This is a genomic window from Brasilonema sp. UFV-L1 (genome assembly GCF_012912105.1).
Lineage (GTDB): Bacteria > Cyanobacteriota > Cyanobacteriia > Cyanobacteriales > Nostocaceae > Brasilonema.
Genome location: NZ_QMEA01000100.1, coordinates 1 through 25,129 on the forward strand (window position 1 = coordinate 1; position 25,129 = coordinate 25,129).

At 42.8% G+C, this 25,129-nt stretch carries 14 protein-coding genes and 4 pseudogenes; 9 read left to right on the forward strand and 9 right to left on the reverse strand.

Annotated elements, in window-relative coordinates; all coding sequences use genetic code 11:
- Positions 1–53: 53 nt before the first annotated feature.
- Both DP117_RS24225 and DP117_RS35555 read right to left on the reverse strand, forming a co-directional pair.
- Positions 54–248: pseudogene (locus tag DP117_RS24225) on the reverse strand (transposase); the annotation flags it as partial.
- Positions 249–567: 319 nt separating this feature from the next.
- Positions 568–4,038, reverse strand: coding sequence for a hypothetical protein (locus tag DP117_RS35555; RefSeq protein WP_211176313.1), 3,471 nt, complete (start codon positions 4,036–4,038; stop codon positions 568–570).
- Between the two features lie 900 nt (positions 4,039–4,938).
- Here DP117_RS35555 and DP117_RS24235 point away from each other — a divergent pair.
- Positions 4,939–5,238 (forward strand): annotated as a pseudogene (locus DP117_RS24235) (hypothetical protein); the annotation flags it as partial.
- 36 nt (positions 5,239–5,274) lie between these two features.
- On the opposite strand, the gene DP117_RS24240 reads toward DP117_RS24235, so the two are convergent.
- From DP117_RS24240 to DP117_RS24250, 4 genes and pseudogenes are all read right to left on the reverse strand, one after another.
- Positions 5,275–6,201 carry a DUF3102 domain-containing protein gene (locus DP117_RS24240; RefSeq protein WP_169220796.1) on the reverse strand — a complete coding sequence of 309 codons (927 nt, stop codon included), beginning with the start codon at positions 6,199–6,201 and terminating at the stop codon, positions 5,275–5,277.
- 154 nt (positions 6,202–6,355) lie between these two features.
- A pseudogene (locus DP117_RS36475) lies at positions 6,356–6,451 on the reverse strand (IS5/IS1182 family transposase); the annotation flags it as partial.
- Positions 6,442–6,843: a hypothetical protein gene (locus DP117_RS36480; protein ID WP_248277807.1), complete on the reverse strand. Its 402-nt coding sequence runs from the start codon at positions 6,841–6,843 to the stop codon at positions 6,442–6,444. The pseudogene DP117_RS36475 and the gene DP117_RS36480, both read right to left, overlap by 10 nt.
- A 1,165-nt stretch (positions 6,844–8,008) precedes the next feature.
- On the reverse strand, positions 8,009–8,266 hold the full coding sequence (locus DP117_RS24250) for a helix-turn-helix domain-containing protein (protein ID WP_339380970.1): 258 nt from the start codon (positions 8,264–8,266) through the stop codon (positions 8,009–8,011).
- Positions 8,267–8,994: 728 nt separating this feature from the next.
- Between DP117_RS24250 and DP117_RS24255 the strand changes: the two genes are divergently transcribed.
- From DP117_RS24255 to tkt, 8 genes are all read left to right on the forward strand, one after another.
- Positions 8,995–10,347: an efflux RND transporter periplasmic adaptor subunit gene (locus tag DP117_RS24255; protein ID WP_169220798.1), complete on the forward strand. Its 1,353-nt coding sequence runs from the start codon at positions 8,995–8,997 to the stop codon at positions 10,345–10,347.
- A 170-nt stretch (positions 10,348–10,517) separates the two neighbouring features.
- The gene (locus DP117_RS24260) at positions 10,518–13,706 is read left to right on the forward strand and encodes an efflux RND transporter permease subunit (RefSeq protein ID WP_169220799.1); all 3,189 of its coding nucleotides are present in this window, start codon (positions 10,518–10,520) and stop codon (positions 13,704–13,706) included.
- 388 nt (positions 13,707–14,094) lie between these two features.
- Complete coding sequence (locus tag DP117_RS24265; RefSeq protein WP_169220800.1) at positions 14,095–14,313, forward strand: helix-turn-helix domain-containing protein; 219 nt, start codon at positions 14,095–14,097, stop codon at positions 14,311–14,313.
- A gap of 183 nt (positions 14,314–14,496) precedes the next feature.
- On the forward strand, positions 14,497–16,164 hold the full coding sequence (locus DP117_RS24270) for an IS1634 family transposase (RefSeq protein WP_169220801.1): 1,668 nt from the start codon (positions 14,497–14,499) through the stop codon (positions 16,162–16,164).
- A gap of 849 nt (positions 16,165–17,013) precedes the next feature.
- A complete protein-coding gene (locus DP117_RS24275) occupies positions 17,014–18,624 on the forward strand; it encodes a reverse transcriptase/maturase family protein (protein ID WP_169220802.1) in 1,611 nt (536 codons plus the stop codon).
- 144 nt (positions 18,625–18,768) lie between these two features.
- On the forward strand, positions 18,769–18,972 hold the full coding sequence (locus tag DP117_RS37365; RefSeq protein WP_348983007.1) for a hypothetical protein: 204 nt from the start codon (positions 18,769–18,771) through the stop codon (positions 18,970–18,972).
- A 201-nt stretch (positions 18,973–19,173) separates the two neighbouring features.
- Entirely contained in the window at positions 19,174–19,584 is a 411-nt protein-coding gene (locus tag DP117_RS24285; RefSeq protein WP_248277803.1) for a transposase, read from the forward strand.
- Positions 19,585–20,066: 482 nt separating this feature from the next.
- Positions 20,067–22,070 carry a transketolase gene (gene tkt / locus DP117_RS24290; RefSeq protein ID WP_169220804.1) on the forward strand — a complete coding sequence of 668 codons (2,004 nt, stop codon included), beginning with the start codon at positions 20,067–20,069 and terminating at the stop codon, positions 22,068–22,070.
- A 180-nt stretch (positions 22,071–22,250) separates the two neighbouring features.
- Here the strand turns inward: tkt and DP117_RS24295 are convergent, their stop codons facing one another.
- The 3 genes and pseudogenes from DP117_RS24295 to DP117_RS36485 all read right to left on the reverse strand — a co-directional run bounded on the left by DP117_RS24295 (position 22,251) and on the right by DP117_RS36485 (position 24,874).
- Complete coding sequence (locus DP117_RS24295) at positions 22,251–22,559, reverse strand: hypothetical protein (protein WP_169220805.1); 309 nt, start codon at positions 22,557–22,559, stop codon at positions 22,251–22,253.
- A 130-nt stretch (positions 22,560–22,689) separates the two neighbouring features.
- On the reverse strand, positions 22,690–22,986 hold the full coding sequence (gene tnpA / locus DP117_RS24300) for an IS200/IS605 family transposase (protein ID WP_282440322.1): 297 nt from the start codon (positions 22,984–22,986) through the stop codon (positions 22,690–22,692).
- Positions 22,987–23,295: 309 nt separating this feature from the next.
- A pseudogene (locus DP117_RS36485) lies at positions 23,296–24,874 on the reverse strand (transposase).
- Positions 24,875–25,129 lie beyond the last annotated feature (255 nt).

Below are 25,129 nucleotides of genomic sequence, written 5' to 3' on the forward strand. Positions count from 1 at the left end.
ATCATTTAGTTCGCGAATATAATACGCGAACTAACCTTTTTTGTCCAAAGTCCAAAAGGTAGAACAGTGTGAAAAAATCGATATACTGTGCGATAACTGCCTCCAAGACCAGTCCAACGAGAGATTCCCAACATCGTGACTCGGCCACTCATTGCTAACATGCCCATGATTATCTGGTTCAACTGGCGCATCGTCGTAGCGTTTATTTGCGGTAGCAGGCATTGTAGCAATGATAGTATATCAAACATGGGCTTGTTGTAGCTTTTGAGTTGTCGTTTGGGAAGACAACAACTCTACTACAAAAGCCCTCTGTGTTGAGAAGGTGTTGTCCACCTATCCCCTTGGTTAGCTCTTTGGGCATTTCTTTTAATACTCTTTGTTACATTTAAGAACCGGATGCTGATGGGCGGCGACAGCGGAGTGTCGGGGCGGGCTGCTATCACCCGGAGGTTCCACACAAAAAATTTTTCTAGCCCGTTCCCGACACCGCCTATCAGAGCGAAGCGTCATCCGGTTCGCCACTTGGGAGAGATCCAAATAAAAAAATGCCCAACCTTCAATAACGAGTTAGTGTACGAGTTGGCGCGTGGAGATCGTCAAGCGCCCGAAGCGCGTAGGACTTGCGCCCTTGCATTTTTTTTCTTGTAAGTGCCTGGGACGAGTAGTCGAGGTTTTGGGATTGAGATATTTATCCTCTTTTTTTGGCGAAGGTATTGTTAGGAATTCTCGTTTTTTTTGTTTTTGCTCTTTAGTTTCATCCGGTTTTACGGCAAGGTATTCCACCACCTTCCTCAGATGCTCGTTGGCGATCGCACTTACCGAGTAAACCGCAGCCATACTACCAGGTGCAGCCTCCCAATCTGCATTCTGGTCAATTGACCCCAACGCTTGCCCCTGATTATCGTAAATCATCAAGCTACTATCTAAATTATTCGGCAATATCCAGCCGCAAATTGGTGTTGTAGCCGGATGAGCATTCATTTCCTGGTTGCCATTGTCAGCAGAAAGCCAGCGGAAATTAATTCGAGCAGGTTGCGCCAAGCGAGGCGGCAAAACTACTTTGTAATCCCTGGCAGAACCCATTAACTCTGTAGTAACAAGATTGTAATTGGATTGGCTGAAATCGAAGTTTCTTTTCTGTCCAAAAGTATCAACCAGCGCTAGACGAAGTATCTTCATTTCCCCAGCACGGATGGGGTTAAAATCATTTAAAGGTTGGGGAGCAATCCTGATACTATCTTGCACGGCATCGCGCACCTCTTGGGCAAACGCCTGATAATCGTCAAAACCCAGCGGATCGGCAACGCTTAACTGCATCGTCTGCTTGTGCATGAGCAAGCCTGCGTTAAAACCTCCCAAAGCTTGAGAAAGGTAGTTCAGTTTTTGGAGTTTCTGGTAAGCGCAAAGGGCAGTATAAACTGGGTTTTGCGCGTTTTTATCATCAGGTTTGCCCTGATACCAATCTTTAATTTTATCAATATTTTGGCTAAGATAGTTCTGAGTTTGCTGCTCCTTTGGAATCTTTTCTTCTTGGTAATAAGTATCAAGTAATTTCTTGTTTTGCTCTTTCAATTCAGCCTTTTGTAAATAATCTTCTAGCTTTTTTTTGAGTTGAATACCAGCATGGGGCGTTAAAATGCTGTAGCCGCTGTACACATTGGCAGATTGTGTAGTCTTGTCCCCATTTTTTAGGATAGAAAGGTCAACCTCATGTTCAGCTAGCGTGTAATTCTTAGTAATGAAGTCTTGCTTATAGCTTCTGCTGTCCGAATAGAGATTTCCCTTATTATAGGTAGGAAAAAACTCCACTTCCCACTCCAGAAGAAAAGGATGCCAGGGGTTTTGCGTCCAGGTGTTGAAGGCGATGCTTTCTTTCGGGAAGAGACTGTTATTATTGTTTTGGATTACATCTATTATTTTCTCGATAACATCTTTATTGATTGGATCTTGAACTGAGGAATCTGGTAAGATTTTGCATTCCAGCAATTCATTATAACCATGTCGCTGGGTCAGTTTAACATCATCCCCTTCACCCGTTATCAACACCACAGGTTCGTTGGGTAGATAATAGCGAGCGCTAGATACTTGCCTAAGAACGTAGTTTGTCTTTTTATTCTGGTTGTGATTGTCAATCGCCGCAACTAGCTCATTGATAGCTCTTGCTAATTGTTCAGCCAAAGAGGGTTTAGACAAAGAGGAATTGTAGTTGGCAGAAGCATTAGCAATCTTCCCGGTTGCATCTGTATCCAACCTCAGATCTCCAGTAGCCTCAATTTTTTGCTTTAAAGGAGCAATACCTTGTTCCTTGATGTAGTACTTAACTGCATCAATATCCGGGTAGTCATCTTTGCTATCTTCAGGAGGATAGGCACAAAGCATATACTTGTACCAATCTGAAAAGAGCCGTTCGCGCATTGATTCAATTTCGTCAAGGGCGCGGTTATACTTCTGCTGCTCAGAGTTCAGGGTGTTGAGCAGGTGAGCTATGTTGTGTGGTAAAGTAATCTGTGCTTGGTTGTGAGCATCGGTAGCATTAGCGGGGGAAGACAAGACAGTTTCCGATCTAATCGTCCACAAAATCCCACTCTTAACCGCACTAAAGCCTTTACTATGACGCGCTTCTTTAAACTTGAAGCCGATATCTAAGTGGCGATGTTCGAGGCTAGGAGCTAGATATAGCGCTTCCAACTGCTCTTCAATGATTGATTTGTTTTTCTTGAATTGTTCGTCTGATTCTGAGGTTAATTCTTTAGCTAATTCTTTGGCTAAGTAAGCAGACAAAGCCTCTGTTCCCGTGTTACCGACAGCGATAGTGACTTGGTCGCTGAGAGTTGTGGGAGAACCATTACTTTTAGATGTGTCAAACGTTATTCGGGCATAGCAGAGCATTTGAATCTGCTCCAAATCTGATAACTTTTCATTAGGTGCGGGAGTCAGTGCCCATTTAAATTCTTCTTTGATCGCTTTTAGGTATTCTTTATTAGTGGGATCATGGTTATTCTCCGCTTGATAAGTATTTTTAAAGTGTTTAATAAAAGTACTTAAATAATCCAGTTCCGGTTTACTGTACCAACCAATAATGTCGTACTGTAGATCCTTAACATCACCCGTGTAGTTGTCGTAAAATCCAAAGACGCTGTGGCAGTTGGGATAAAAAGCAGCAAAAGTTGGATCTCCGTAACCTACTGAGGTAAGCTGTTCGTGACCTACAGCCGTTAGCCACTCCAGGTAGTCAGCGTTGGTATCGGGCGACCATTCCTCCCAAGATATTTTTCTACCCAGGTAGCGGAAGGGTTGATATTTTTTCTTATCGGGATCAGCTCGGTAAATGATGTTGACGCTACCAGGGTTCTCTTGACCCTCAGGGTAGAGGTAATCACTCTCCACTACCCATTTTTCTAAGTCCTTTCCATTACCACTACGTATCACCAGCCAGCGGTTAGGCACTGGTGGGAAAGTCGTTCCTAGGGGTTGATTCAAAATCGCTTCAATGTCTTTTCTGTGAGCCTCCCAACGATTTTCGAGCGTTTCTTTATTTCTATCTTTAGATATTACGCTTGCCTGAGTATCATCAATCTTCTTAATCCATCCTTTAGTAATTAACTCTTCCCAGATACCTTCTCCCTGACTTTGAAAGGTTTTTTCAAAGACTTGCTTTCTAACTACCCGGATGCCAACTGTTTTCGTCAAAGCATCGGGTAAAGCCCAATGCAAGTGAATATCTGCGTTCAAAGGTAAGTTTTGATTTTGGAAGGGTTGAGAAACAATCTCTTCACTGATGTTTGCAACATCAGGGTTCACGTCCCGCTGCCCATTGAAATAAGGTTGACGGCTAAAGTCTGCCATTGCCTCTACCACTTGCTGCTCCTGTGGCAGATACAAGGCATTTAGATGAACGGGAACCATTAAGATATTGCTCATAATTATCACTTCGTATCGGACAAGCAGTCGTTCCAGCAGGCAATCGGGTATGCCGTCGCCAGTTACATCCACAAGATGGTTATCGGGATTGTGAAAGTCGTTAGGAGAAGCACTCAACAGGAGAACTCAGGAGTCAGGAGCCAGAAGTCAGAATGAACTTCTGTGCGACTGGCGGATGAGTAAGGGGTTTGAATCCCCACTGTCTACACGGTGTCCACAGTTGGTTGGGGTTTGAATCCCCATCCAACTGATTCTGAATTCTGAATTCTGTCTTCTGACTTCTTCTTCAAAGAATTGGAAGTTTTGCAATACGCAATGGACGATGCTTACCATGCGATCGCCCTAATTCATATTTGCATTCTGCAACGCACTGTATTGGCACAGGCTTTGCCAAGGGGAAGGGTTTGTAGGGAGACTCATGAAACGTAGCAAAACAACGTAAAACGGTGTAATTTATTGTTGTTCGAGTGAGGCGATCGCTATATATTTCCTATTTCCTAAACAAGATAGTAGGTACAGACATTCGTTTCTGTAGGTTCTTACAAGTTGTAGACAAATTTTTTTATTTGCATGATACTTGCTGTTTAGTTAATGCTAGTATGATGTATTATCAATTATGCTCTTGCATCTATCCAAAAGCAGATGTTGTAGTGAATATTATTTCTCCCCACAGATAGATGTTGTGTTATAAAAATTGGTATGTATACCCAGTGAAGACTTTTGAAACGCTCGTTGAGCAGCTGCGTTGATGAACCCCAGCACCCGTTCAAATAGCCTCACTTTTATTCTTGATTGAGACGATACAAAAGAACGCACCAAGCGATAATCATCATTCTTGAGCGCGAACTTTCCCGCTTATATCTCGTTTGAGCATCATTATCTCCATGTATTACACGATAAGGCTAGTGGTGATTACAAACCAACCAAAAAAGCTCTGCTGAATCTCATTACTTAGTTGGCAAGAGTTAGCTCTCGCTACTAACCCTCACCTTGCTAACCCAAATGCATAGCTTTTTTTTATTCGCCAACAAAGTCTACGTTATATCTACGCCAAAAAAGGGGGTTATTTGGAAGCGAACAAGAAAAAGCCACAAAGGTAAGCAAGACCCAAAAACCAGAGAAATCAAGCAAGCAGACCTAGATATGCTGGAATTGTTTGCTGGCACTGGAGAAATAGACCTGAAGTATTTGGATGAATCGGGTTTTTGCATCTGGAGTGAGCCAAGTTATACTTATTACCAACGAGGAAAGCAAAAATGCTTAGAACAAACAAAGCGTCGTGGTCGTAGATTAAGTATAATTGGGCTTCTTCAACCTTCTTCAAAAATCATCTCTGAACCTTGCTACCCCTACTTATTGAGCCGATACTTCTAGATTAAGTACTTGTTGAGCAGCTGTGATTATGGCTTGCAGATGGCGCTTACTCAATCCAGAATTAGCAGAATTTATAATAACCGAAGCCAGTTGCTCTGGTGTGAGTTGTTTAATTTTCATCTCTATTTCAGTAGTGATTGTATCAGGATTTGTTTGAGCGCTTGCAGTTTTCTTTACTATGTAAGTTGGTATTGGTGTAGTATCCTCAAGCTGCTCTCTATTTCTCTCTACGGTAGGTACAAGATCTTTATCTTTAGATTTTGAAAAAGACTCCCAATCTTGGATTGATAGCAAACGTGTTTCTGTTTCTTTTCCAGTCAGATCAACAAGCACGTCGGGAACATTAGAAGTCTGATTCCTTTCTTGCTCTGTAGATTTGGTTAAATCGCACTCTACAGTTTCCACATGAACATCAAAGGTGACAAGCTTTTTAGGTTTGGCCTTGGCTGCTTCCTTATACTTGGCAACAATTGCCTTAACCTTGGTATAGGTAATGTTCTCACCCAGACTTGCGCATTTGAGTGCTTCTGCCCTAGCTTCTTCAGAGGTAGAGGGAGAGGCCAGGAGGTAAAGGGCTGAGGCAGCAATGTCCAAATGTGCCAATTTGACACATTTGAACTTTTCGGCCACCTGCATAAATCTGCTGGCAGTTTTAACACTCCAATCAAACTCAGCCTTTAACCAATTTCTGAAATTTCCATGTTCCAATTGAGCTTTCACATCAGTCAACTTCTGCCCGATTTCAATAATATCCTGGGTTGTATGACGCATCAAATTCTTAATTTCGCTGGTGCGTTTTTGAACAACCACTTGGATTTCAGTGTCCAGCTTTCCATAGTCAAATTCTAGGGCTGGCTGAGTTGACATATGTTCTGGTAGTTCTAATAGTAATTTATTTGAAGTCATCTGGTATCAACTCCATTTCAAGGCTCGTTATGGCAGTTCGAATAGTACCGGTAGTTAAACTTCTTTCTAATGCAATTGAGATACTTTAAGGCGATGTAGAATGCTCCAGTTTGGTAACTAAGAGGATGTTTGAAAAGTTATGGAGGGTGAGATTTTATCCTAATCGCCTTACCATAATACGAATCATGGCAATGTATACAAAAGTCTCTGCGGTTTCAGGAAGTAGCTCATAGTCCTTGTTCAATCTCCGACCCTTTTTGAATTTTGAACTTTGAATTTGAGCGAAGCGAGTGACACCCTTCGGGTTCGCCAGCCCAAGGTTTGCTCGACCACCCAACGTTTGGGTAGCAATACAAACTCCCTAGGTTCTTTTGGTCGTATAACTACCTGCACAATCCAACGACAAAAATCCATTACCCAGTGCATGAATGGGTTGCCGTCAAAATCAGCATCAACCCATATTGTATACAGTCGCGATACAGAGGTTTCTTCTGTAATAGTGATTGAGAAGAAATTGTTGACACGATAGCGCTTGAGAATGTTTTCTACTTTATGGTTTAGTTGCTCTCGGTCGTCCCCCGGTTTTTTAGCTAGATTATTGAGAGCAGTTTCAGCAGTATTTATGCGTTGCTGTTGACGCATTGTCCCCTAAAAATTTGGGCAGGCTTTGTTTGTTAATCTGTCGGCGTAGTCGGGTACTCGTAGTTATAAGCCTGCCCAAATTTTTTACGTGTAAGACCCCGTGACCACGGATGGCAGACGCGGCTACGCTAGGGGAATAAACTACCAAATAGCGAAATCCACGTTCCTTATGACCACTTGGACAGGCTAAGGTCATGGTTCAAAAAATAGTATTACCAAAAAGAACTCAGAAGTCAGGAGTCAGGAGTCAGAATAGCTCCTGTACGAGTGGCGGATGAGTCCAGGTTTAAAGCCCCTACTTTTAAGTATGGAGAAATAAAAGTGCGGAGCATCTTTTTTGAAACCCCCGGATTTATCCGTGGGGATATTCTGAATTCTGAATTCTAAATTCTGACTCCTTCTCATAAACTACAAAATATTTAGCGTTAGCTCCTTGGGGAAAACTTTTTGTTCTCCTGAAACAATACCAAATTTTTTCTCCACCATACCAGAATAAATTTTGCTCACTTATACTCTTATATTGATTATTCTGATACTTTTGAGCAACTATTAATGCGCTTCAGAGTTGATAAATAAGCGTTGAAAGGGCTTGAAGGTAACTTTCTACTCTTTTAGACCATCAAAAATCATCTACTGCTTCAATTAAATGCTTAAACTAAAATATAGATAATGCTAATTGCCAGCAAATAGATGCCTAATTAATTTTATACTAAAGGAAAAATATTTCCTACGTCTTACTTACATGATTTTGATTCATAATCCAAGCATTCTAGAACAATCAATTATTTATTATGCTTTTTTATACTAAATATTTTTCTTTCTTCGTATAAAAAAAATAAAAGAGTAAACTGTAATACATTTGTTGTGAAGAAGATTTCATGCTATTGTTTGAGAGGGTAACACTCAAATAAATTCTAGAAACTGGTAGTCCTACAGCATTACTTTGTTACTACCCCATTATGAGGATAGGGTTAGGAAAGGTACGTTATCGGTGAAGCAAATTGACCACTGCAAAACCAAAATTTCGGGGGTGTAATGGAAGGCGGAAACAGGCACCAGAATCTGCCTTTGCGCTGTGCCTATCTCAAGAAAATGCTTGCAATCTGATGTTTTGCCATGCAGGAGATGCTCCTTCGCTTTGGCTCCCCGTGAATGTTTGCAATGTTCAAATAAGTACCTGTCTTAACCAGTCAGGACTTAAATTAATCGAACGTTCTTGTTCTAATTTTTGGGCTAGTTGAACACTGTTGTATGTGCGTGGTTCTTGTTCTAAACATTCTTCTAAAAACGTCATGTCAGCTTCAGTCCACTTCCGTTTTCTTCCGTGTCCTGGTTTTTCCCAAAGTCCCTCTAAACCTAGCTTTTGCCATCTATGCAAAACTTCTCGCACCGTTTGTGCAGTCCAATTAAAGTGAGCCGCTATCTTCTCTACGTACTAACCATGTGCGCTCAATCTAATTACTTCTGCTCGGTCTTTCACTTTCTGCGGTACATCTACCGTTCTCAGGTTGAAAAGAGTTTTATCTTGTTCTGGAGTTAGAAATACCCTTAAACGGCTGCCCATATCCTTGTTACCGTGCTAGATACATCATACCTATTTACTTATCTTCACATAGTTTGGTTTTTTTAAACCGTTCTACTTATGTAAATGTGGGTTTGGCAAACTTAAGCATTTAGTACTTATGTAGATTTGCTTTACGTACAAGCGCTGGGATTTGATGCGGTATTTCGTTGCTGCAGTCCGAACTGCCATCGCCACTCTTAAAATCGAGTTAATGCCACATGACTTTAAGTAAATCACCATCTATACTGCCAGAACATCCATTAACTCAGCCAGTCCTAAAATTTGACTATGAAAATTTTGGCAGAGCGAAAATAGTTGAGAAAATTCTCAATTGCTTAACGTAATTTGGTTGTTTCAGGATTTAAGCATTGGCTGAAATAGTCAAAAAATGACCAAATACACAATACCTACCTTTGTAAAGCCCCCCTGCACCCCTGCTGCCTCAAGGAAGAAATATCTTAACCGAACGGTATTGGGACTACTACGTGGTTCCCGTACGAGCCTTATGCTAATCAAGCTATTTCTTTATCAACGGCTCCAATTTTGATTTTCTTCCAGTTCATTTTTTCGTAGGTGCCTTGTAAGTCATGAAATCTCCCGAGTCTCAAACTCATCTTGAAGACAGCCGTCAAGAGATGCAATTGGAAGAGCCACCCGGCAAACCGCGAAGGTGGCTTTGGTTATTGTTAGCCTTAGCACTACTTGCAGGCGGAGGCTTTGCACTTTGGCGTTGGCTGACTCCTCAAAGGACAGCACCCACAACTGCTAATGCTCAACCGCCAGCAGTCCCAGTTAAAGTATCCACAGTACAAGCTGGCACCATTGAGGATAGTTCAGAGTATGTTGCTAGCTTAGAATCGCGCCGTTCTGTGACTCTTCAGCCGAGAGTGGAGGGTCAAGTCGCCCAAATATTTGTTAGGTCGGGAGATACAGTGGCTGCGGGAAATCCGATTATCCAAGTGGACCCCAGAGAACAACAAGCAGCTGTCAGTAGTGTGGACGCAGCTGCTGAGGTCGCTCGGTCACAAGTGGAGAACGCCCGCGCTACCCTCAGATCGTTGGAAGCTGAACGTTTATCTAAACTAGCTGATTTGAAATTAAATCAGCAGGACTACGAAAGGTATACTAATTTGTCATCTCAAGGAGCAGTTTCTCGACAAACTAGTGAGCAGTATGCTAATAGGTTGGCAACATCACAAGCTGCTGTCCGTGAAATAGAAGCGCGAATTAGAGCACAAGAAGCCAATATTAACCAAGCTGAAAAATCCCTAAAGCAAGCACAAGCTAATATTAGAGAACAACAAGTCCAGCTTCAGTACTATAAAATCACAGCTCCCTTTGCCGGCACAGTTGGGAACATACCAGTAAAAGTCGGTGATTTTGTCAATACGTCTACAAAATTAGTTACTGTCACTCAAAACCAACCTTTAGAATTAAATATCTTCGTGCCAATTGAGCGAGGACCTCAACTGCGTAAAGGAACGCCAGTCCAGGTCATGGATACACAAGGCAAAAGCCTAAGTATGACTAAAGTCTTTTTTATTGCACTTAATGCTAACAATAATACGCAATCTATTCTGATTAAATCACTCTTTGATAACTCAAAAAATCAACTGCTCGCAGATCAGTATGCTCGAGCGAGAGTAATCTGGAGTCAGCGCCCAGGAGTATTAGTGCCAACAACAGCAGTGACTCGTGTGGCAGGAGAAACTTTTGTCTATCTAGCAGCACCAGCACCAAAAAAAGCTCCCCAAGGAGAAAAAAAACCAGGAGAGCAACAAGGGGCAGTCGAGCTGGTAGCTCAGCAAAAACGCGTGAAGTTAGGCAACATTACAGGTAATAACTACCAAGTTCTTGAAGGATTAGAGCCAGGAGACAGAATTATTGTCTCGGGGTTACTCAATCTTAGGGATGGTGTTCCCGTTATTCCTGAATCTTAGCTATGGTGACAAGGTGAGACAGCGCTGCCTCACCACGTAGCTGGCTCCCGTTGAGGGGAGTGTTCGTAGACAAGGGGAAGAGGACAAGGAGGAATTTACACTCCCCACCTCCCCATCTCCCCCTACTTCCTCTACTCCCTATTCTGCAATTCCCCAATACTCTATGACCTATGTTCGTTGACTTCTTCATCAAACGACCTGTCTTTACCAGTGTTTGCGCGATCCTCATTTTGCTGGTAGCAGCAATCAGCATCCCTACACTACCCACGGCGCGGTATCCAGAAATCAGTCCAACTCAAATTAACGTTACTTCTAACTACATCGGTGCCAGTGCTGAGGTCGTAGAAAACACCGTGACGACTGTCCTAGAACGGCAGATTAACGGGGTCGAGGGCATGAAGTACATGACTTCGAGTAGTAGTAACGATGGTACCAGTACGATTACAGTTACATTTGACCCATCGCGTAATAAAGATATTGCGGCGGTTGATATTCAAAACCGGGTATCCCAAGCTACCCCTCAGTTGCCAGAAGCTGTGCAGAGAACTGGGGTCACAGTTACCAAACAGTCTAGCAACATCCTCTTGGGGATAGGGTTATATAGCGAAAACAACGAGTACAACAACGTATTTTTAAGCAACTACGCCGACCTCTACATAGTAGATGCCCTCAAAAGAATCAACGGTGTGGGTCAAGCACAGATTTTTGGAGAACGCCGCTATGCTATGCGTCTGTGGCTAGACCCGGAACGTCTTGCCAGTCGTAATCTCACTGCTCAGGATGTGATCGATGCCCTGGAGGAACAAAACATACAGGTGGGTGCTGGGCAAATCGGTCAGCAGCCGAGTCCAAAAGACCAGATGTATCAAATAGATCTGCGAGCGCTGAGCAGACTCACAGAACCAACCGAATTTAATGAAATGGTTCTTAAGACAGGTGAGAATGGCACGCTCATCAAGCTTAAAGATGTGGGTCGGGCGGAACTGGGAGCAGAAAATTACAACAACTTCTTCCGGTTTAGAGGTAAAGAGGGCGTAGGTGTCGGGATATTTACTATTCCGGGAAGTAATGCCTTAGACGTTGCCAAGGCAGTCAGAGCCGAAATAGCACGCCTTGCTCAAAGTTTTCCCCCAGGGATGAAATATCAAGTAGCGTTTGACACAACTTTGTTTGTGGAAGAGTCGCTAGCAGAAGTGGTCAAGACCTTGTTTGAGGCGCTTGTCCTAGTAATCGTGGTCATTTTTATCTTCTTACAGGACTGGCGCACGACTCTTATTCCTGTGGTTGTCATTCCTCTAACACTGATTGGTACCTTTGCCTTTATTAAAGTTTTTGGGTTTTCAATTAATACTCTGACTTTGTTTGGTCTGACTTTAGCGACTGGGTTAGTCGTCGATGACGCAATTGTCGTCGTTGAGAATATTTCTCGCCTGATTGAGGATGAAGGACTGTCGCCGCGTCAGGCAGCCTCCGAGTCAATGCGTGAGCTTTTTGGAGCGGTGATTGCCACTTCGTTGGTGATGATGGCAGTCTTTGTCCCTGTTGCTTTCTTCCCTGGCTCTACAGGACAGATTTATCGCCAATTTGCGCTGACAATTGCCTTCTCAATGGCAATTTCGACCTTTCTTGCCATTACCCTGACTCCTTCGCTCTCAGCCCTGCTGCTGCGTCGGGGGCAAAGACCACGCGGTTGGTTCGGCTGGGTGTTTGGAAAATTTAATAACTTTATTGATTGGACGCGCAGGCAATACGAGCGATCGCTGTTGTTCTTAAATCGTTTCAAACCAGTCGTAGTAGTACTGTTTATCTTGTCTTTAGGGCTGACAGGTTGGCTTTACCTGCGCGTACCTACAGCATTTATCCCTGAAGAAGACCAAGGTTATTTCATCACCATTATTCAGGGACCTGAGGGGGTTTCGCTCAACTACACCAGTAAAGTCATGGCTCAGGTAGAAGAAGAAATCCTCAAATTGCCTGAAGTTGAAGGTACCTTCGCTATAGGAGGCTTTGGTTTTACTGGTAACAGTGCTAACAACGGCGCAATATTTACAACCCTCAAGCCTTGGGATGAGCGTCATGAGCCAGATCAGTCAGCACAAGGAATCATCAACAAATTACAGGCAAAGTTATCGACAATTACCGAAGCAAGTATTTTTCCAGTGAATCCGCCCTCAATTGAAGGTTTAGGCAATTTTGGCGGCTTCCAGTATCAGCTACAAGATAGAAGAGGCAACGGTGGTTTAGATAATATGCTGCAAGCTATGGGTCAGTTGCTTGGGCGTGCAAATCAGAGACCAGAATTGCAAAAACCTGTATTTAGCACTTTTACCGCAAATACGCCTCAGCTTTTGATTGAAGTAGATCGTAATAAAGCCAAAGCGCTGCAAGTCGATGTAGACGATATCTTTAATACGCTACAGAGTTACTTGGGGTCGCGATATGTCAACGACTTTAATTACCTACAGCGGACTTATAGGGTGTATGTGCAAGCAGATGCACAGTTTCGCTCCAATCCTGACGATATTGGTCAATTGTATGTCCGTTCTGCGAATAACCAAATGGTTTCTCTAAGCAATCTGGTGAAGATAACTCCTACGACCGCAGCGCAAACAATTAACCACTACAACTTGTTCCGCTCAATTTTAATCAATGGTTCAGCGGCTCCTGGTTTTAGCTCCGGACAAGCAATTCAAGCGATGGAGCAACTATCAAAGGAGGTTTTACCATCAAGTTTTGGTTACGAATGGTCGGGGATCACGGCTGAAGAGCTAGAGTCTGGCGGTCAAGCACCTCTGATTTTTGGTTTGGGTCTTGTCTTCGTCTTCCTAGTGCTGGCTGCTCAGTATGAAAACTACGTTGACCCCTTCATTATTATGCTGTCAGTTCCCTTGGCTATCTTGGGAGCGTTGGCGGCGCAGTCCATGCGCGGTCTAAATAACGATATCTTTTGCCAGGTTGGTTTGGTAATGCTGATTGGTTTGGCAAGTAAGAATGCGATTCTGATTGTGGAGTTCGCTAACCAGTTGCAGGAGGAAGGGCGTTCAATTACTAAAGCAGCGATAGAAGCATCAGAACAGCGCTTGCGACCAATTCTCATGACTTCCTTGGCTTTTATTTTGGGTGTTTGGCCATTGCTCAATCCCGAAGGAGCAGGGGCGGCTAGCCAAAAATCTCTTGGTACAGCTATTGTTGGCGGGACACTTGTTTCGACTTTTTTAAGTTTGTTTGTCGTGCCAATTCTCTATATCGTGATTGGGAAAATTCGCGATCGCTTGCTACGCCGCCGCAAGAAGCCTGAGCAACCACAGATACAAGAGGATGGTAGAGTTCCTACTCAAACCTGGATTTCTCACAAGTGAAAAAAAATGTTGTCGAGTTTCAGATTAACTGACCTCGATTCCGAATTAACTGACCGCTCTGAAATTGTGTGAAATCGATGTGGGAGAGGGATTGAGCAAATTTTTGGGCGAAAAAGAGAGCAGCGAAAAAAATACTAAATTAAATGACCGAAATATTGATAAAATACCAAATTAAATGACCGCTGGGGCGAAAAATACGTGATTGCTCTGCGCATCCGAGCCCAGGTGTATTTGTTAGCTTGTTTCAAGGAATTAAGTGTAATGGTCACGGGGGTCTTACACGTAAAAAAATCAGGCAGCCTTATTACGATATGCGTGTTGTCCCCCCGATTAATCAGGGGGCTTGAAGGCTGCCTGATTTTTTAGGGGACAATGCGTCAAGGAGATAGTGAATGGGTTGAGCGAGCAAGAGCGAAAGCGATTAGAAGTGGTACAACAGTTGCTAGCGGCAGAGGATATTTTGAGCTATCGAGAACTTCAACAAAAAGCAGCAGCCAAACTGGGTATTAGTGCGCGAAGCTTGCGTCGTCTGATGCAACGGTGGAGAGAAAGTGGTATTAGTGCCCACATTCCGCACCTTGAACTGTCACATATCTTGCGATCGTAGTAAGCTAAGGTTTACGCATATAAAAATTGTCAAAAGTAAAACATATATTTCGTAAGTGTTATGCACTTACGGTCATGCGATCTGCCGAAGGCAGCAGCGAAGCTATCGCTAACTAAGTCATGTTTTCTGAAAAACTGGAAATAGTTGCCCTCGCTTTTTCCCCGGAACGGAACATGAAATCAGGTGATTGCATCGAAGTTCGCGCATATCGACCACCTTGGTTTGGTGGCAGGAATGATTGATGAAATTGGTTTAGTCGAGCAGATAAATCAGCTATTGGGACAGCATCCACAAGAAAAAATAAGTGCCGGACATGCAGTCAAGGCAATGATATTAAACGGGCTGGGATTTGTGTCAGGACCACTGTATATATTCTCGAAATTTTTTGAAGGAAAAGCTTGCGAACATCTCATTGGAGAAGGTATAAAACCCAAATATCTAAATGATGACAGATTAGGGAGAGTGCTTGACCAACTGTACATGAAAGGGTTGAGCCAAGTATTCATGTCAGTAGCGCTAGCTGCCATAAAAAAGTTTGATGTATCACTGAAATCAGCACACTTGGATTCGTCTTCATTTCATCTGCACGGACAGTACAATTCCAGCTTACCTGAAGTGACTTTCACAAGTAACAAAGAAAATAATTTTGACTCAACGGAAGAACAGGCAACTGCAACAGTATCTCCGCCAGCAATAAATATCACCTATGGTTACTCACGAGACCATAGACCAGATTTGAAGCAGTTTATTTTAGATTTAATTTGTAGTGGTGATGGAGATGTACCATTATTCCTCAGAGTTGCTTCTGGAAATGAATCAGACCAAAAGGTATTTGCTCAGCTGCTAGTAGAATTCCGCCAACAAATTGAACTAGATACCTTAATGATTGCGGATAGTGCATTGTACAGTGCCCCAAACCTTGCATTGATGAAAAACCTCAAGTGGTTATGTCGAGTACCATTGACTGTAGCATATGCTAAACAAGTAATATCTCAACTTAATTCTACTGAATTTATTAAGAGTCAAATCAGTGGTTATTCCTTCGTTATGAAAACAAGTAACTATGGGGGAGTAGAACAACGATGGTTAGTCGTAGAAAGTGAAGCGAGGAAAGAAGCAGATCTGCGGCAGTTAGAAAAACGGATTTCTAAATTAGAAACTACTGCCCAGAAGAAGTTGCAGAAGTTGAGGAGCGAAGAATTTGCTTGTTATCAAGACGCAATGAAAGCTGCCGCACAACTATCTAAACAATTAAAGTATCACCAATTGACCAATATTAGTATTAGCAAGAATCCCACTACAAAACTTAAGAAAAATCTTGAATGGGAACAACTAAATCACAAGTGTTACCAGTTCAACGCTATTTTAGAAAAAGTAGAAAGTGTTATTGAAGCTGAGAAGCGCTGTGCAGGAAGGTTTGTCTTAGCCACTAACGTTTTAGATAAAGCTATACTTAGTCATAATGAAATGATTGCTGAGTACAAAGCACAGCAGTCTTGTGAACGGGGATTTGGTTTTCTCAAAGACCCTTTATTCTTTACCGATAGTGTTTTTTTGAAGTCCCCAGAAAGAATAGAAGCCTTGGCAATGGTGATGGGTTTGTGTTTATTAGTTTACACTTTGGCACAACGACAATTACGCACAGCTTTGTCTGCTGCTAAATCTGGAATCAAAAATCAATTAGGTTTTTTGACGAATCGTCCCACGTTAAGATGGATATTTCAGTGTTTTCAAGCAGTTCATTTAGTGATTATTAATGGGCTGAAACAGATATGCAACCTCACAAATGAAAGGTTGTGGATACTAGAGTTTTTTCCAGCAGCTTGTCGCCGCTATTATTTATTTGACTAAATGATAATTAACTCGTGTGGGTACTATTATCTTTGTCGAGATATCTTCACAGGAATTGCAGATATCTCTTGAGAGTCTATGCTCTTTTTTTTCGTTTTTCACTTAACAGCATACCTTAAGACGATACTAATAGCATCTCCCTCATCTTTATTGGCGATACGCCTTTGGCGTCTGCGCTTTGCGCAATCGCACTTTTTTGTTCTCTCTTTTGTAATACATCTGTACTGTTTCGCCAGACCGTTGTCCACGGCTTATAGTATGTGACACTACTGGGTGCGGAATGTGGGTTGAGAGTATTGATGAGGTGATTAAAAAGTTTGATGCTCAAATCGAGGAATACGTGCGCCGCGACGGTTAACGCGGTATCCCCAACCAAGTTGGGAGAGACTAAGAAGAGTGTCTCTAAGTCAACCAACTTACCTAGAGTCGAAAGACAAAAGGGACAACAGCATGTTGGTAAAGCCGGGAATAGAGAGAAGGCGTTAAAACTATTGCTCGGCAAGACTTGTGTGACAAGGTGAAGGCTAAACTACCTGAAGCCCAATTCTGACGGTATATTCGATTACCTATCCCTACAACGCCTAAAAGGAATAATCGTTTGTGTGTAGTTTTAAGCATTTGAACCACACAACTTCTTCAAACGATGTCAGCTACCGATGAGATAGCTTAACGAATGAGTGGGACACCTAAATCACACTGTTACGTACCGAGTTGATGAAGCGCGGGATGGTCTACGGGACGCGAGTCCTATGACTACAGAGTTTCCATAGTAGTCCGAGGGCGGGAAAGCCGTCCACATGGCGAAGGGAAACAGGTATTTCCAACATTTTTAACCGAGAGGTACGCGAGATGCGAAACGCCGAAACGGTGTTAAATGTAATCCGAGACAGAGGCTATCGTAGTTTACCATTGGATGATGTCTACAGACAATTGTTCAATCCCGATTTGTACCTCCTAGCGTATAGCCGCATTTATAAAAATGCTGGAGCGATGACGCCTGGGGTAACTCAGGAGACTGCGGACGGGATGTCCATGAAAAAGATTGAAACTCTCATAGAAGAGATTCGATCCGAACGATTTCGATGGACACCAGTGAGGCGAATTAATATTCCTAAGAAAAATGGGAAAACTCGACCGCTGGGTATTCCTACTTGGAAAGACAAATTGGTTCAAGAAGTAATACGCTTGATATTAGAGGCGTATTATGAACCTCAATTTTCCGACAGCAGTCATGGTTTCAGACCAAAACGCGGATGCCATACGGCACTAACAATAATAGACCGTACATGGCAAGGAACCAAGTGGTTTATCGAAGGAGATATCAAAGGCTGTTTTGACAACATAGACCATAAAATCTTAATGTCAACTCTGTGCGATAAAATCCAAGATAACCGCTTTCTGAGATTGATTGAAAACTTACTCAAGGCAGGTTATTGTGAGCAATGGAAATATCATTCTACCCTCAGCGGAACACCGCAAGGCGCGATTGTATCACCCATACTCGCCAATATCTATCTTGATAAATTCGATAAGTTTATCGAACGGACACTCATCCCAGAGTATACAAGAGGTAAAGCAAGGGCAGAAAATCCGGAGTACTCAAAACTCGTAAAACAAGCTTGGTATTACAGGAAGAAGGGACAAATTGAAAAAGCGCGTCAACTGGAAATTCAATACCAGCAAATGCCCTCTAAAGATGTCCGTGACCCTGAATACAGAAGGCTAAATTATGTGCGGTACGCCGATGATTTTCTACTTGGATTTATTGGTTCATTCCAAGAGGCAAAAGAAATCAAGGAAAAACTGAAGACATTCCTAGCTGAAAATATTCAATTGGAATTATCTGAAGAAAAGACCTTAATTACTAATGCCAGAAACGAAGCAGCCAACTTCTTAGGTTATGGAATTATAGTTCAATATTCCGATACTAAGCATACCAATGGTAAACGCTCAATTAATGGAATCACTGGACTAAGAATTCCAGCAAGCTTTGTAGAAGAAAAATGTTCTCTCTATATGAGAAATGGTAAACCCATTCACCGCCCTGAATTAATAAATGATGATGATTTTACTATCGTCAACATTTATCAATCAGAATATAGAGGGTATGTACAATTCTACAGCCTTGCTCAAAACATCGCGTGGCTGAGAAAACTCCAATGGGTTATGTGGAGTTCGTTGATGAAAACTCTTGCTTGTAAACACAAAACTAGCGTGGCTAAAATCTGCGCGAAGTACCATAAGACGGTAAAACTTCCACATGGTTTAAGAAAATGTGTTGAAATCACCGTCCCAAGAGAAGGCAAGAAACCCTTAGTGGCTCGTTTTGGTGGTATACCACTAAAACGCAACCTAAAAACAACCATAGAAGACCTGCCACGAGCGCGAAAACCCGCGTTCAGGAATGAACTAATTAAACGGCTTCAAGCTGATGAATGCGAGATTTGTGGGGAGGGGTGACTCCTAGACAAAGCACAGGACTTCCTTGGTCATACCGCCCCACCAATTAACTAGTTTTTGTCCAGGATTGTCCTGATTGGGGCGGTATGACCGCCTCAAAGAGTAACCTTGAAACCTACTCAGGGATAAAGGAAGTCCTGTGCTTTGTCCGGGAAAAATGTAGCGGCAACAGGTGATATCGAAGTTCACCATATTCGCGCCCTCAAAGACCTCAAAATCAAAGGTAGGAAAGAAAAACCGCAATGGATGCAAATCATGTCCGCACGTAGGAGGAAAACTTTGATGGTCTGCTCCCAATGCCATGATGCTATACACGCGGGTAAACCAACCTATAGACTCGTCTCGTGAATAGGAGTACTAGAGAGCCGTGTACCTGGAAATCTCGTAAGCACGGTTCGGAGGGGGCTAGTTAGAAAAGGAACTAATAAGTGGAAACCTCGCTAGCTAGCTACCCACTTTCCACCCTTTTGAGCAAGCAGTACGTGCGACACCAGGGATGGTGTCGCACGTACTGCTGCACAGGCAATTGTTTCCGAAATTGGTACTGACATGAGTCGGTTTAAAAGTGCTGCTCACTTAGCTGCTTGGGCAGGTTTAGCTCCTGGTAATTGTGAGAGTGCTGGTAAAAGATTATCCTCTTTTAGCCGTAAAGGTAATCGGACTCTCAAAACTATCCTAGTACAAGCTGCATGGGCTGCTTCTCGAACTCATACTTATCTTGCAGCTCAATTTCGCCGTTTATCTGCACGAAGGGGTGCTAAACGTGCTACGGTTGCTGTTGCCCATTCAATTTTGGTAATTGCCTATCATCTGATTTCACGCTCACAGCCTTACTCGGATTTAGGCACTTCTTATTTTGAACGCCAAGAAAAACCCGAGTTGAAGAAAAAACGTTTAATCAGACAGTTGGAGGTACTTGGTTATCAAGTTCAGTTAACTGAGTTTCCTGTTGCATCCTGATTGACACGAATCACTACTTCCCATATTCTGAGGCTGCTGTACTACCTATTTTTCCTTGTCCAGCAAAACACTTATGCTGTTTGCTTTTCCTACTGCCCATTTTCAAGTTGGAGTTCAGCAACTCCGTTTTCGCCGCTCTCCTTGTGCTTACCTCGAACAGCTTGAAGTTCAGCTAATCCAGCTAACTTTGCCACCCTAGTTTTTTTGGAAGTCCCAGAAGTGCTTGCGAATTTATCTTTTATTATGATATTACATAGATAGCACCATAGTGCAAGTACAAAAAAGATTTTGTGAAATGCAAAGAATCAAAAAACAGCTTCTATACTTAATAGCGTTTCAAACTTAATCGAATCGTATTGGCACTAGAGCAGAGCTTTCAAAGGCAAGTACACTAGAGCAAGGGCTAAATATTAATTTAAACATTAATTCAAAGACAAGAAATTATGGTAGCTTCAACTCAGTCCCTCGAAGAACTATAAGTTATGGTAGCTTCAACTCAATCTCTCGAAGAACTATGTATTAACTCCATCCGCTTTTTGGCAATTGACGCAGTAGAGAAGGCTAACTCTGGTCATCCAGGTTTGCCAATGGGCGCAGCACCAATGGCTTTTGTACTATGGGATCGCTTCCTGCGGTTTAATCCGAAAAATCAAGGCTGGTTCAATCGTGATCGCTTTGTGCTATCTGCAGGACACGGCAGTATGTTGCAGTATGCCCTGCTCTACCTGACTGGCTACGATGGCATGACCCTTGATGATATCAAGCAGTTTCGCCAGTGGGGGTCGAGAACTCCGGGTCACCCAGAAGATTTCGAGACCGCTGGGGTCGAAGTGACAACGGGACCGTTGGGGCAAGGCATTTCTAACGCCGTCGGCATCGCAGCCGCAGAAGCTCACCTCGCTGCCCGCTTTAATAAACCCGATTTCCCCATCATTGACCACTATACCTACGTTATTGCCAGTGATGGAGACCTTATGGAGGGGGTGGCTTCGGAAGCCTGCTCCTTAGCTGGGCACTGGGGCTTGGGTAAACTTATTGTCCTTTACGACGATAACCTGATTTCCCTTGATGGCGAAACGAATCTGGCCTTCACTGAGGACGTGGGCAAGCGCTACGAAGCCTATGGCTGGCATGTTCAATTCGTAGCCGATGGTAACACTGACCTGGATGCAATTCATCGGGCAATCGAAGCCGCTAGGGCAGAAACCGACCGACCCTCATTGATTAAGGTTCGTACAATAATTGGCTACGGCTCTCCTCATAAAGCAAATAGTCACAAAGCTCACGGCGAACCCCTTGGTCCAGATGAAGTAAAAGCCACTCGTGAGAACCTGGGTTGGCAGTACGAGCCATTTGTTATTCCAGAAGAGGCGCTCAACCATTTCCGGAAGGCAATTGAGCGTGGAGTCAAGTGGGAAGAGAAGTGGAGCAAACTCTATGCCTCCTATAGAGAGAAGCATCCAGAGGAAGCTGCAACACTGGAGCGAATGCTGAGTCCTAAACTCCCTAATGGGTGGGATAAGTGTCTCCCTACCTACACGCCGGAAGATAAAGCGGAAGCCACTCGGGATCACTCAGGCAAGTGCTTAAATGCGATCGCCGAAATCATCCCAGAACTCTTTGGCGGTTCTGCTGACCTTTCCGGTTCCAACAAGACCATTCTGAAATCGTCTGGGAACTTCCAAAAAGGTCATTATGAAAACCGCAATCTGTGGTTTGGGGTGCGAGAGCACGGCATGGGAGCAATTTGTAACGGTATTGCGGGTCATGGTGGCTTAATTCCTTACTGTTCTACCTTCTTGACTTTTACCGACTATATGCGAGGTGCAATTCGGATCTCGAATCTTTCCCGCGCGGGTGTCCTATATATCATGACCCACGATTCTATAGCGCTCGGCGAAGATGGCCCTACTCATCAATCCATCGAACATTTCGCCTCCCTCCGAACCATTCCGGAATTAGTAGTAATTCGCCCAGCAGATGGTAACGAGACTTCTGGTGCTTATAAGGTAGCGATTGAACATCGTGGTGGGCCTACGCTTATCGGTCTGTCTAGACAAAAACTGCCGAACTTGGCTGGCACCTCTATTGAAGGTGTGACTAAGGGTGCTTACATTCTGTCAGATAGTGAGGGTACGCCTGATTTAATTCTGATCGGGACGGGTAGCGAAACCCAACTCTGTGTTAAGGCAGCCGAAAAGTTACGTGGTGAAGGTAAGAAAGTCCGTGTTGTCTCGATGCCCTGTTGGGAACTGTTCGATTTGCAGAGTGACCAGTATCGAGAGTCAGTATTGCCCAAAGCTGTGAAGAAGCGGATCTCTGTAGAAGCAGGCTCTACCTTTGGCTGGTGTCGTTATACTGGTGACGAAGGTATTGTGATCGGCATTGACCGATTTGGCGCTTCTGCTCCCGGTAATGTCTGCCTCGAAAAGTTCGGCTTTACGGTAGATAACGTGGTGGCGAAGGCAGAACAACTGTTGGACTAATATTGAGGGGTTTTGTCAAGTTACTTACCGTTCGCTCATTTTTAGCTTAATCGGCTAGAAGCCTTATCTTTATAGCGCAACGTCTACAACGTTTGTCCCTTATGTTTTTGACGTTGTAGAATCTTTATACAATGATGACAGTGGGTGCTTTACCAATATATCTTGGAAAGATATCCACTGTTATAGCAATCCTAAATGATTCATGAGAAGTCCTGCACTTCTTGTTTCCGTGTTAATTTTACTTTCATTCTGAGATATAATTGCTGATATGTGATAATATTTTTCTTGCTTTTCGTCTGGATTCTCTGATGTTTGCTCAGTTATTTGACTCTCAACAATTTGATAATATTTAAATTGTTTTGATAGTTTGTTTAATGCCGGAATTGCATCTGCTTCACAGGCAAATTTTTCTTTTGACAATTTTTTCAAGTCGCTCTTTGATTTTTCTTTTGACTTGGTAATTTTTTGTGATAATTTTTTGAGCTTCACCAGCAGCAGCCCCGCGCTCTACCCTTTATGGTGAGCGTCGGGAAGAATGCGAGCGAGTCGAAGTAGGCTGCCTGACCAATGCGGAGCGAGGAAAGGCAGCACTGCTCTTACGAGCAAACTAAATATGCTGCTAGTTGGGGGAGTTTTGATTTTCGATGTACTGACGTAGGACAGAAACAGTTACGCCGCCACAAGACGCAATAAAGTACGATTCATTCCAAAGAACGTCCTTCCAGTAAATTTGATTAACGTGTTCCGCAAATTCGCTTCTAATTCTACGGCTAGACACAGATTTAATATTGTTGACGAATTTGGATAAGTCCATTTGTGGGTAGTACTGGAACAGTACATGGATATGGTCTTCTTCACCGTTAAATTCAATAACAGGACTTACGCAACTGGCACAGTGCGATACGCGAAGCGTCAAGCCTCCGGCTTATCGCCACCCTATAGTACAAACATATTATTAAGAAGGGACGTGCCAAGAAGGTATTGCTTAGATTAGTAACAGTAATCGATTGTGTTAAGCACTGTTCAAGTTTTTATGAGAAAATTAGCATCTAGTGCATCAAATAAAAGCTGCATTTCATGAGATTTACTAAACTTATTGGACTTTGGACAAAAAGAAGCTTGTTCGCGAAGGATTATCGCGAACCAAAAACAAGGCATCATAAGTTACCTCAGTTATTTTTCAAACTGAGTGAAACTGAGTTTAACGTTTCAAACCTAAGAAACTTTACGTAGCTTTTTGTTTATTAGGTGTTGATTTTGACTGCTTGTTGACAACAGGATGTTTAGTTCGTAGCGTTTGAACCTGACCTTGAACTCGACCGATTGAATTTCCTCGGGTTTTGGGAGAACGAGCGGGTGTACCAATCTCTGAAATAATTCGAGCGAAAATCGCGTTGCACTACACTTGGAGTTACAATTTTATCATTATTTTGTTCTAAATAACGCTCCCACGGTCTAGGTAAGTGTGTTACTAAGTCCCTTGCAGCCCACAACTCAAGGTAAGCGAGCATGACTAATCGTATCCAATTTTCCTCGTGTTTGATATCTGGAGTTTGAAACTGAGTCATCAACAAACGCTGCTTGCCGAATCTCAGCATGTGTTCAATATCAAATCGTTGTCTATAGCTTTGGTAAGCGACCGGAGGTGAAATTTTTTCACGTTGGTCGCCCATGACAATTAACCACATGGGTTTCCAGATAGATTGATTGGTATCGTCAGTCACATGAATCCTGATCAGAGTAAAAGGATGACGGTACATTTTTTGGTGCTTGGTTCCCCTCATCAACATTTGATGCCAAGCTTGGATAGTAATCTTTAAAAGACGACCCTTACGAGTTGTCTGCTGTGTTTGTGTTGTCTCGTTTGGAAGATGCCAAGTTTCAGCATCAGCTAAATCAAATCGCTCACCGTATTTTTTTGGACAGCCACGTTTTTTCTTTGACTCCTCAACAGGTGGAGATTGGTAGAAAATTCGATTACTACGACATCTAGCGACGATTACCAAATTTTGATGTTTGGACTGCTCAAAGAGAAATGAACGTTGACGCATTGTCCCCTAGAAATTGAGCCAGCCTTTGTTCTGTTTATTAGTGGGCGTAGTCGGGTATTCGTTTTATAAGGCTGGCTCAATTTCTTCGTGTTAGACCCCGTGGCTATAAGCAGTATCTGCTACTAATACGCACAATTTTTCCTGCCAATGAAGTGATGAATCGCACATTAGTGCTTTAATTTGTTCGCTTCCTACTTCAACGCCACTTTTATCAAGGGATACCCTTTCTCCTGATATCGGTATTGACCAAGGTGCAGCATTACCAGTTTCTTTCTCTGGTAAAATAGAAAGTATCGAATAAGAATGACCAATATTAATAGGTTTATTACCTTTTATTGTATTCGGCTGATAAATATACCCACGCTCAGCTAGAGTTTTAGCGTAAGGACGCGGATGTGGTGTTGTATCAGTTGCGAATAAGTAAAAATGGCGTTGTTGTGGTTGATCAATTAACTCAGATATCACCCTAATTAAGTTATTTGGTTCTTTTTGTTCTTCTGTTTCTTCAACTTTATTGTTCGTATCCTGACAATTTGTATTAAATGATTCAGATATTGCTTTATAAATAGAGTTATAGCTTCTAGGAAACAAAGGACTTAAAGATAACTCAGCAATGGAATTGGCTTCCGTATTACCCGCAAGCGCATCCAACAAATTCATACAGGCATCACTGCACGATTCAAAACAGTTATAGATTTTTTGTCGAAAATCTTGGAATTGCGCTATTAATTGATTGTAATTAAATTTCGGCATAGCCACCAGTATTTCCCATCACGAAGCCTTGTCGTTGATATTACTATGCGTTGGGAATCTGCTGGCTATCTTTTTTTTCTACCCGTGCTAAAACAAGCGAAATTAACACGCTTTCCTTACAATTTTCGTCCCCAGCCAAATAAGTAATATCACAAAGAATATAGTTTTTTATATGACTTTATCTTTTGAAGTTTCTGATTACTGGAGTTTAGACTAAGAAACGACAAAACAGCACAACAGAAGTAATTTGATGCG

Excerpts from the sequence above, each read along its gene's own strand:
- DP117_RS24240 (WP_169220796.1), bottom strand. The coding sequence starts at position 6,201 with ATGACTTCAAATAAATTACTATTAGAACTACCAGAACATATGTCAACT.
- DP117_RS36480 (WP_248277807.1), bottom strand. The coding sequence starts at position 6,843 with ATGCGTCAACAGCAACGCATAAATACTGCTGAAACTGCTCTCAATAAT.
- DP117_RS24255 (WP_169220798.1), top strand. The coding sequence starts at position 8,995 with ATGAAATCTCCCGAGTCTCAAACTCATCTTGAAGACAGCCGTCAAGAG.
- DP117_RS24260 (WP_169220799.1), top strand. The coding sequence starts at position 10,518 with ATGTTCGTTGACTTCTTCATCAAACGACCTGTCTTTACCAGTGTTTGC.
- DP117_RS24275 (WP_169220802.1), top strand. The coding sequence starts at position 17,014 with ATGCGAAACGCCGAAACGGTGTTAAATGTAATCCGAGACAGAGGCTAT.
- DP117_RS24285 (WP_248277803.1), top strand. The coding sequence starts at position 19,174 with ATGAGTCGGTTTAAAAGTGCTGCTCACTTAGCTGCTTGGGCAGGTTTA.
- tkt (WP_169220804.1), top strand. The coding sequence starts at position 20,067 with ATGGTAGCTTCAACTCAATCTCTCGAAGAACTATGTATTAACTCCATC.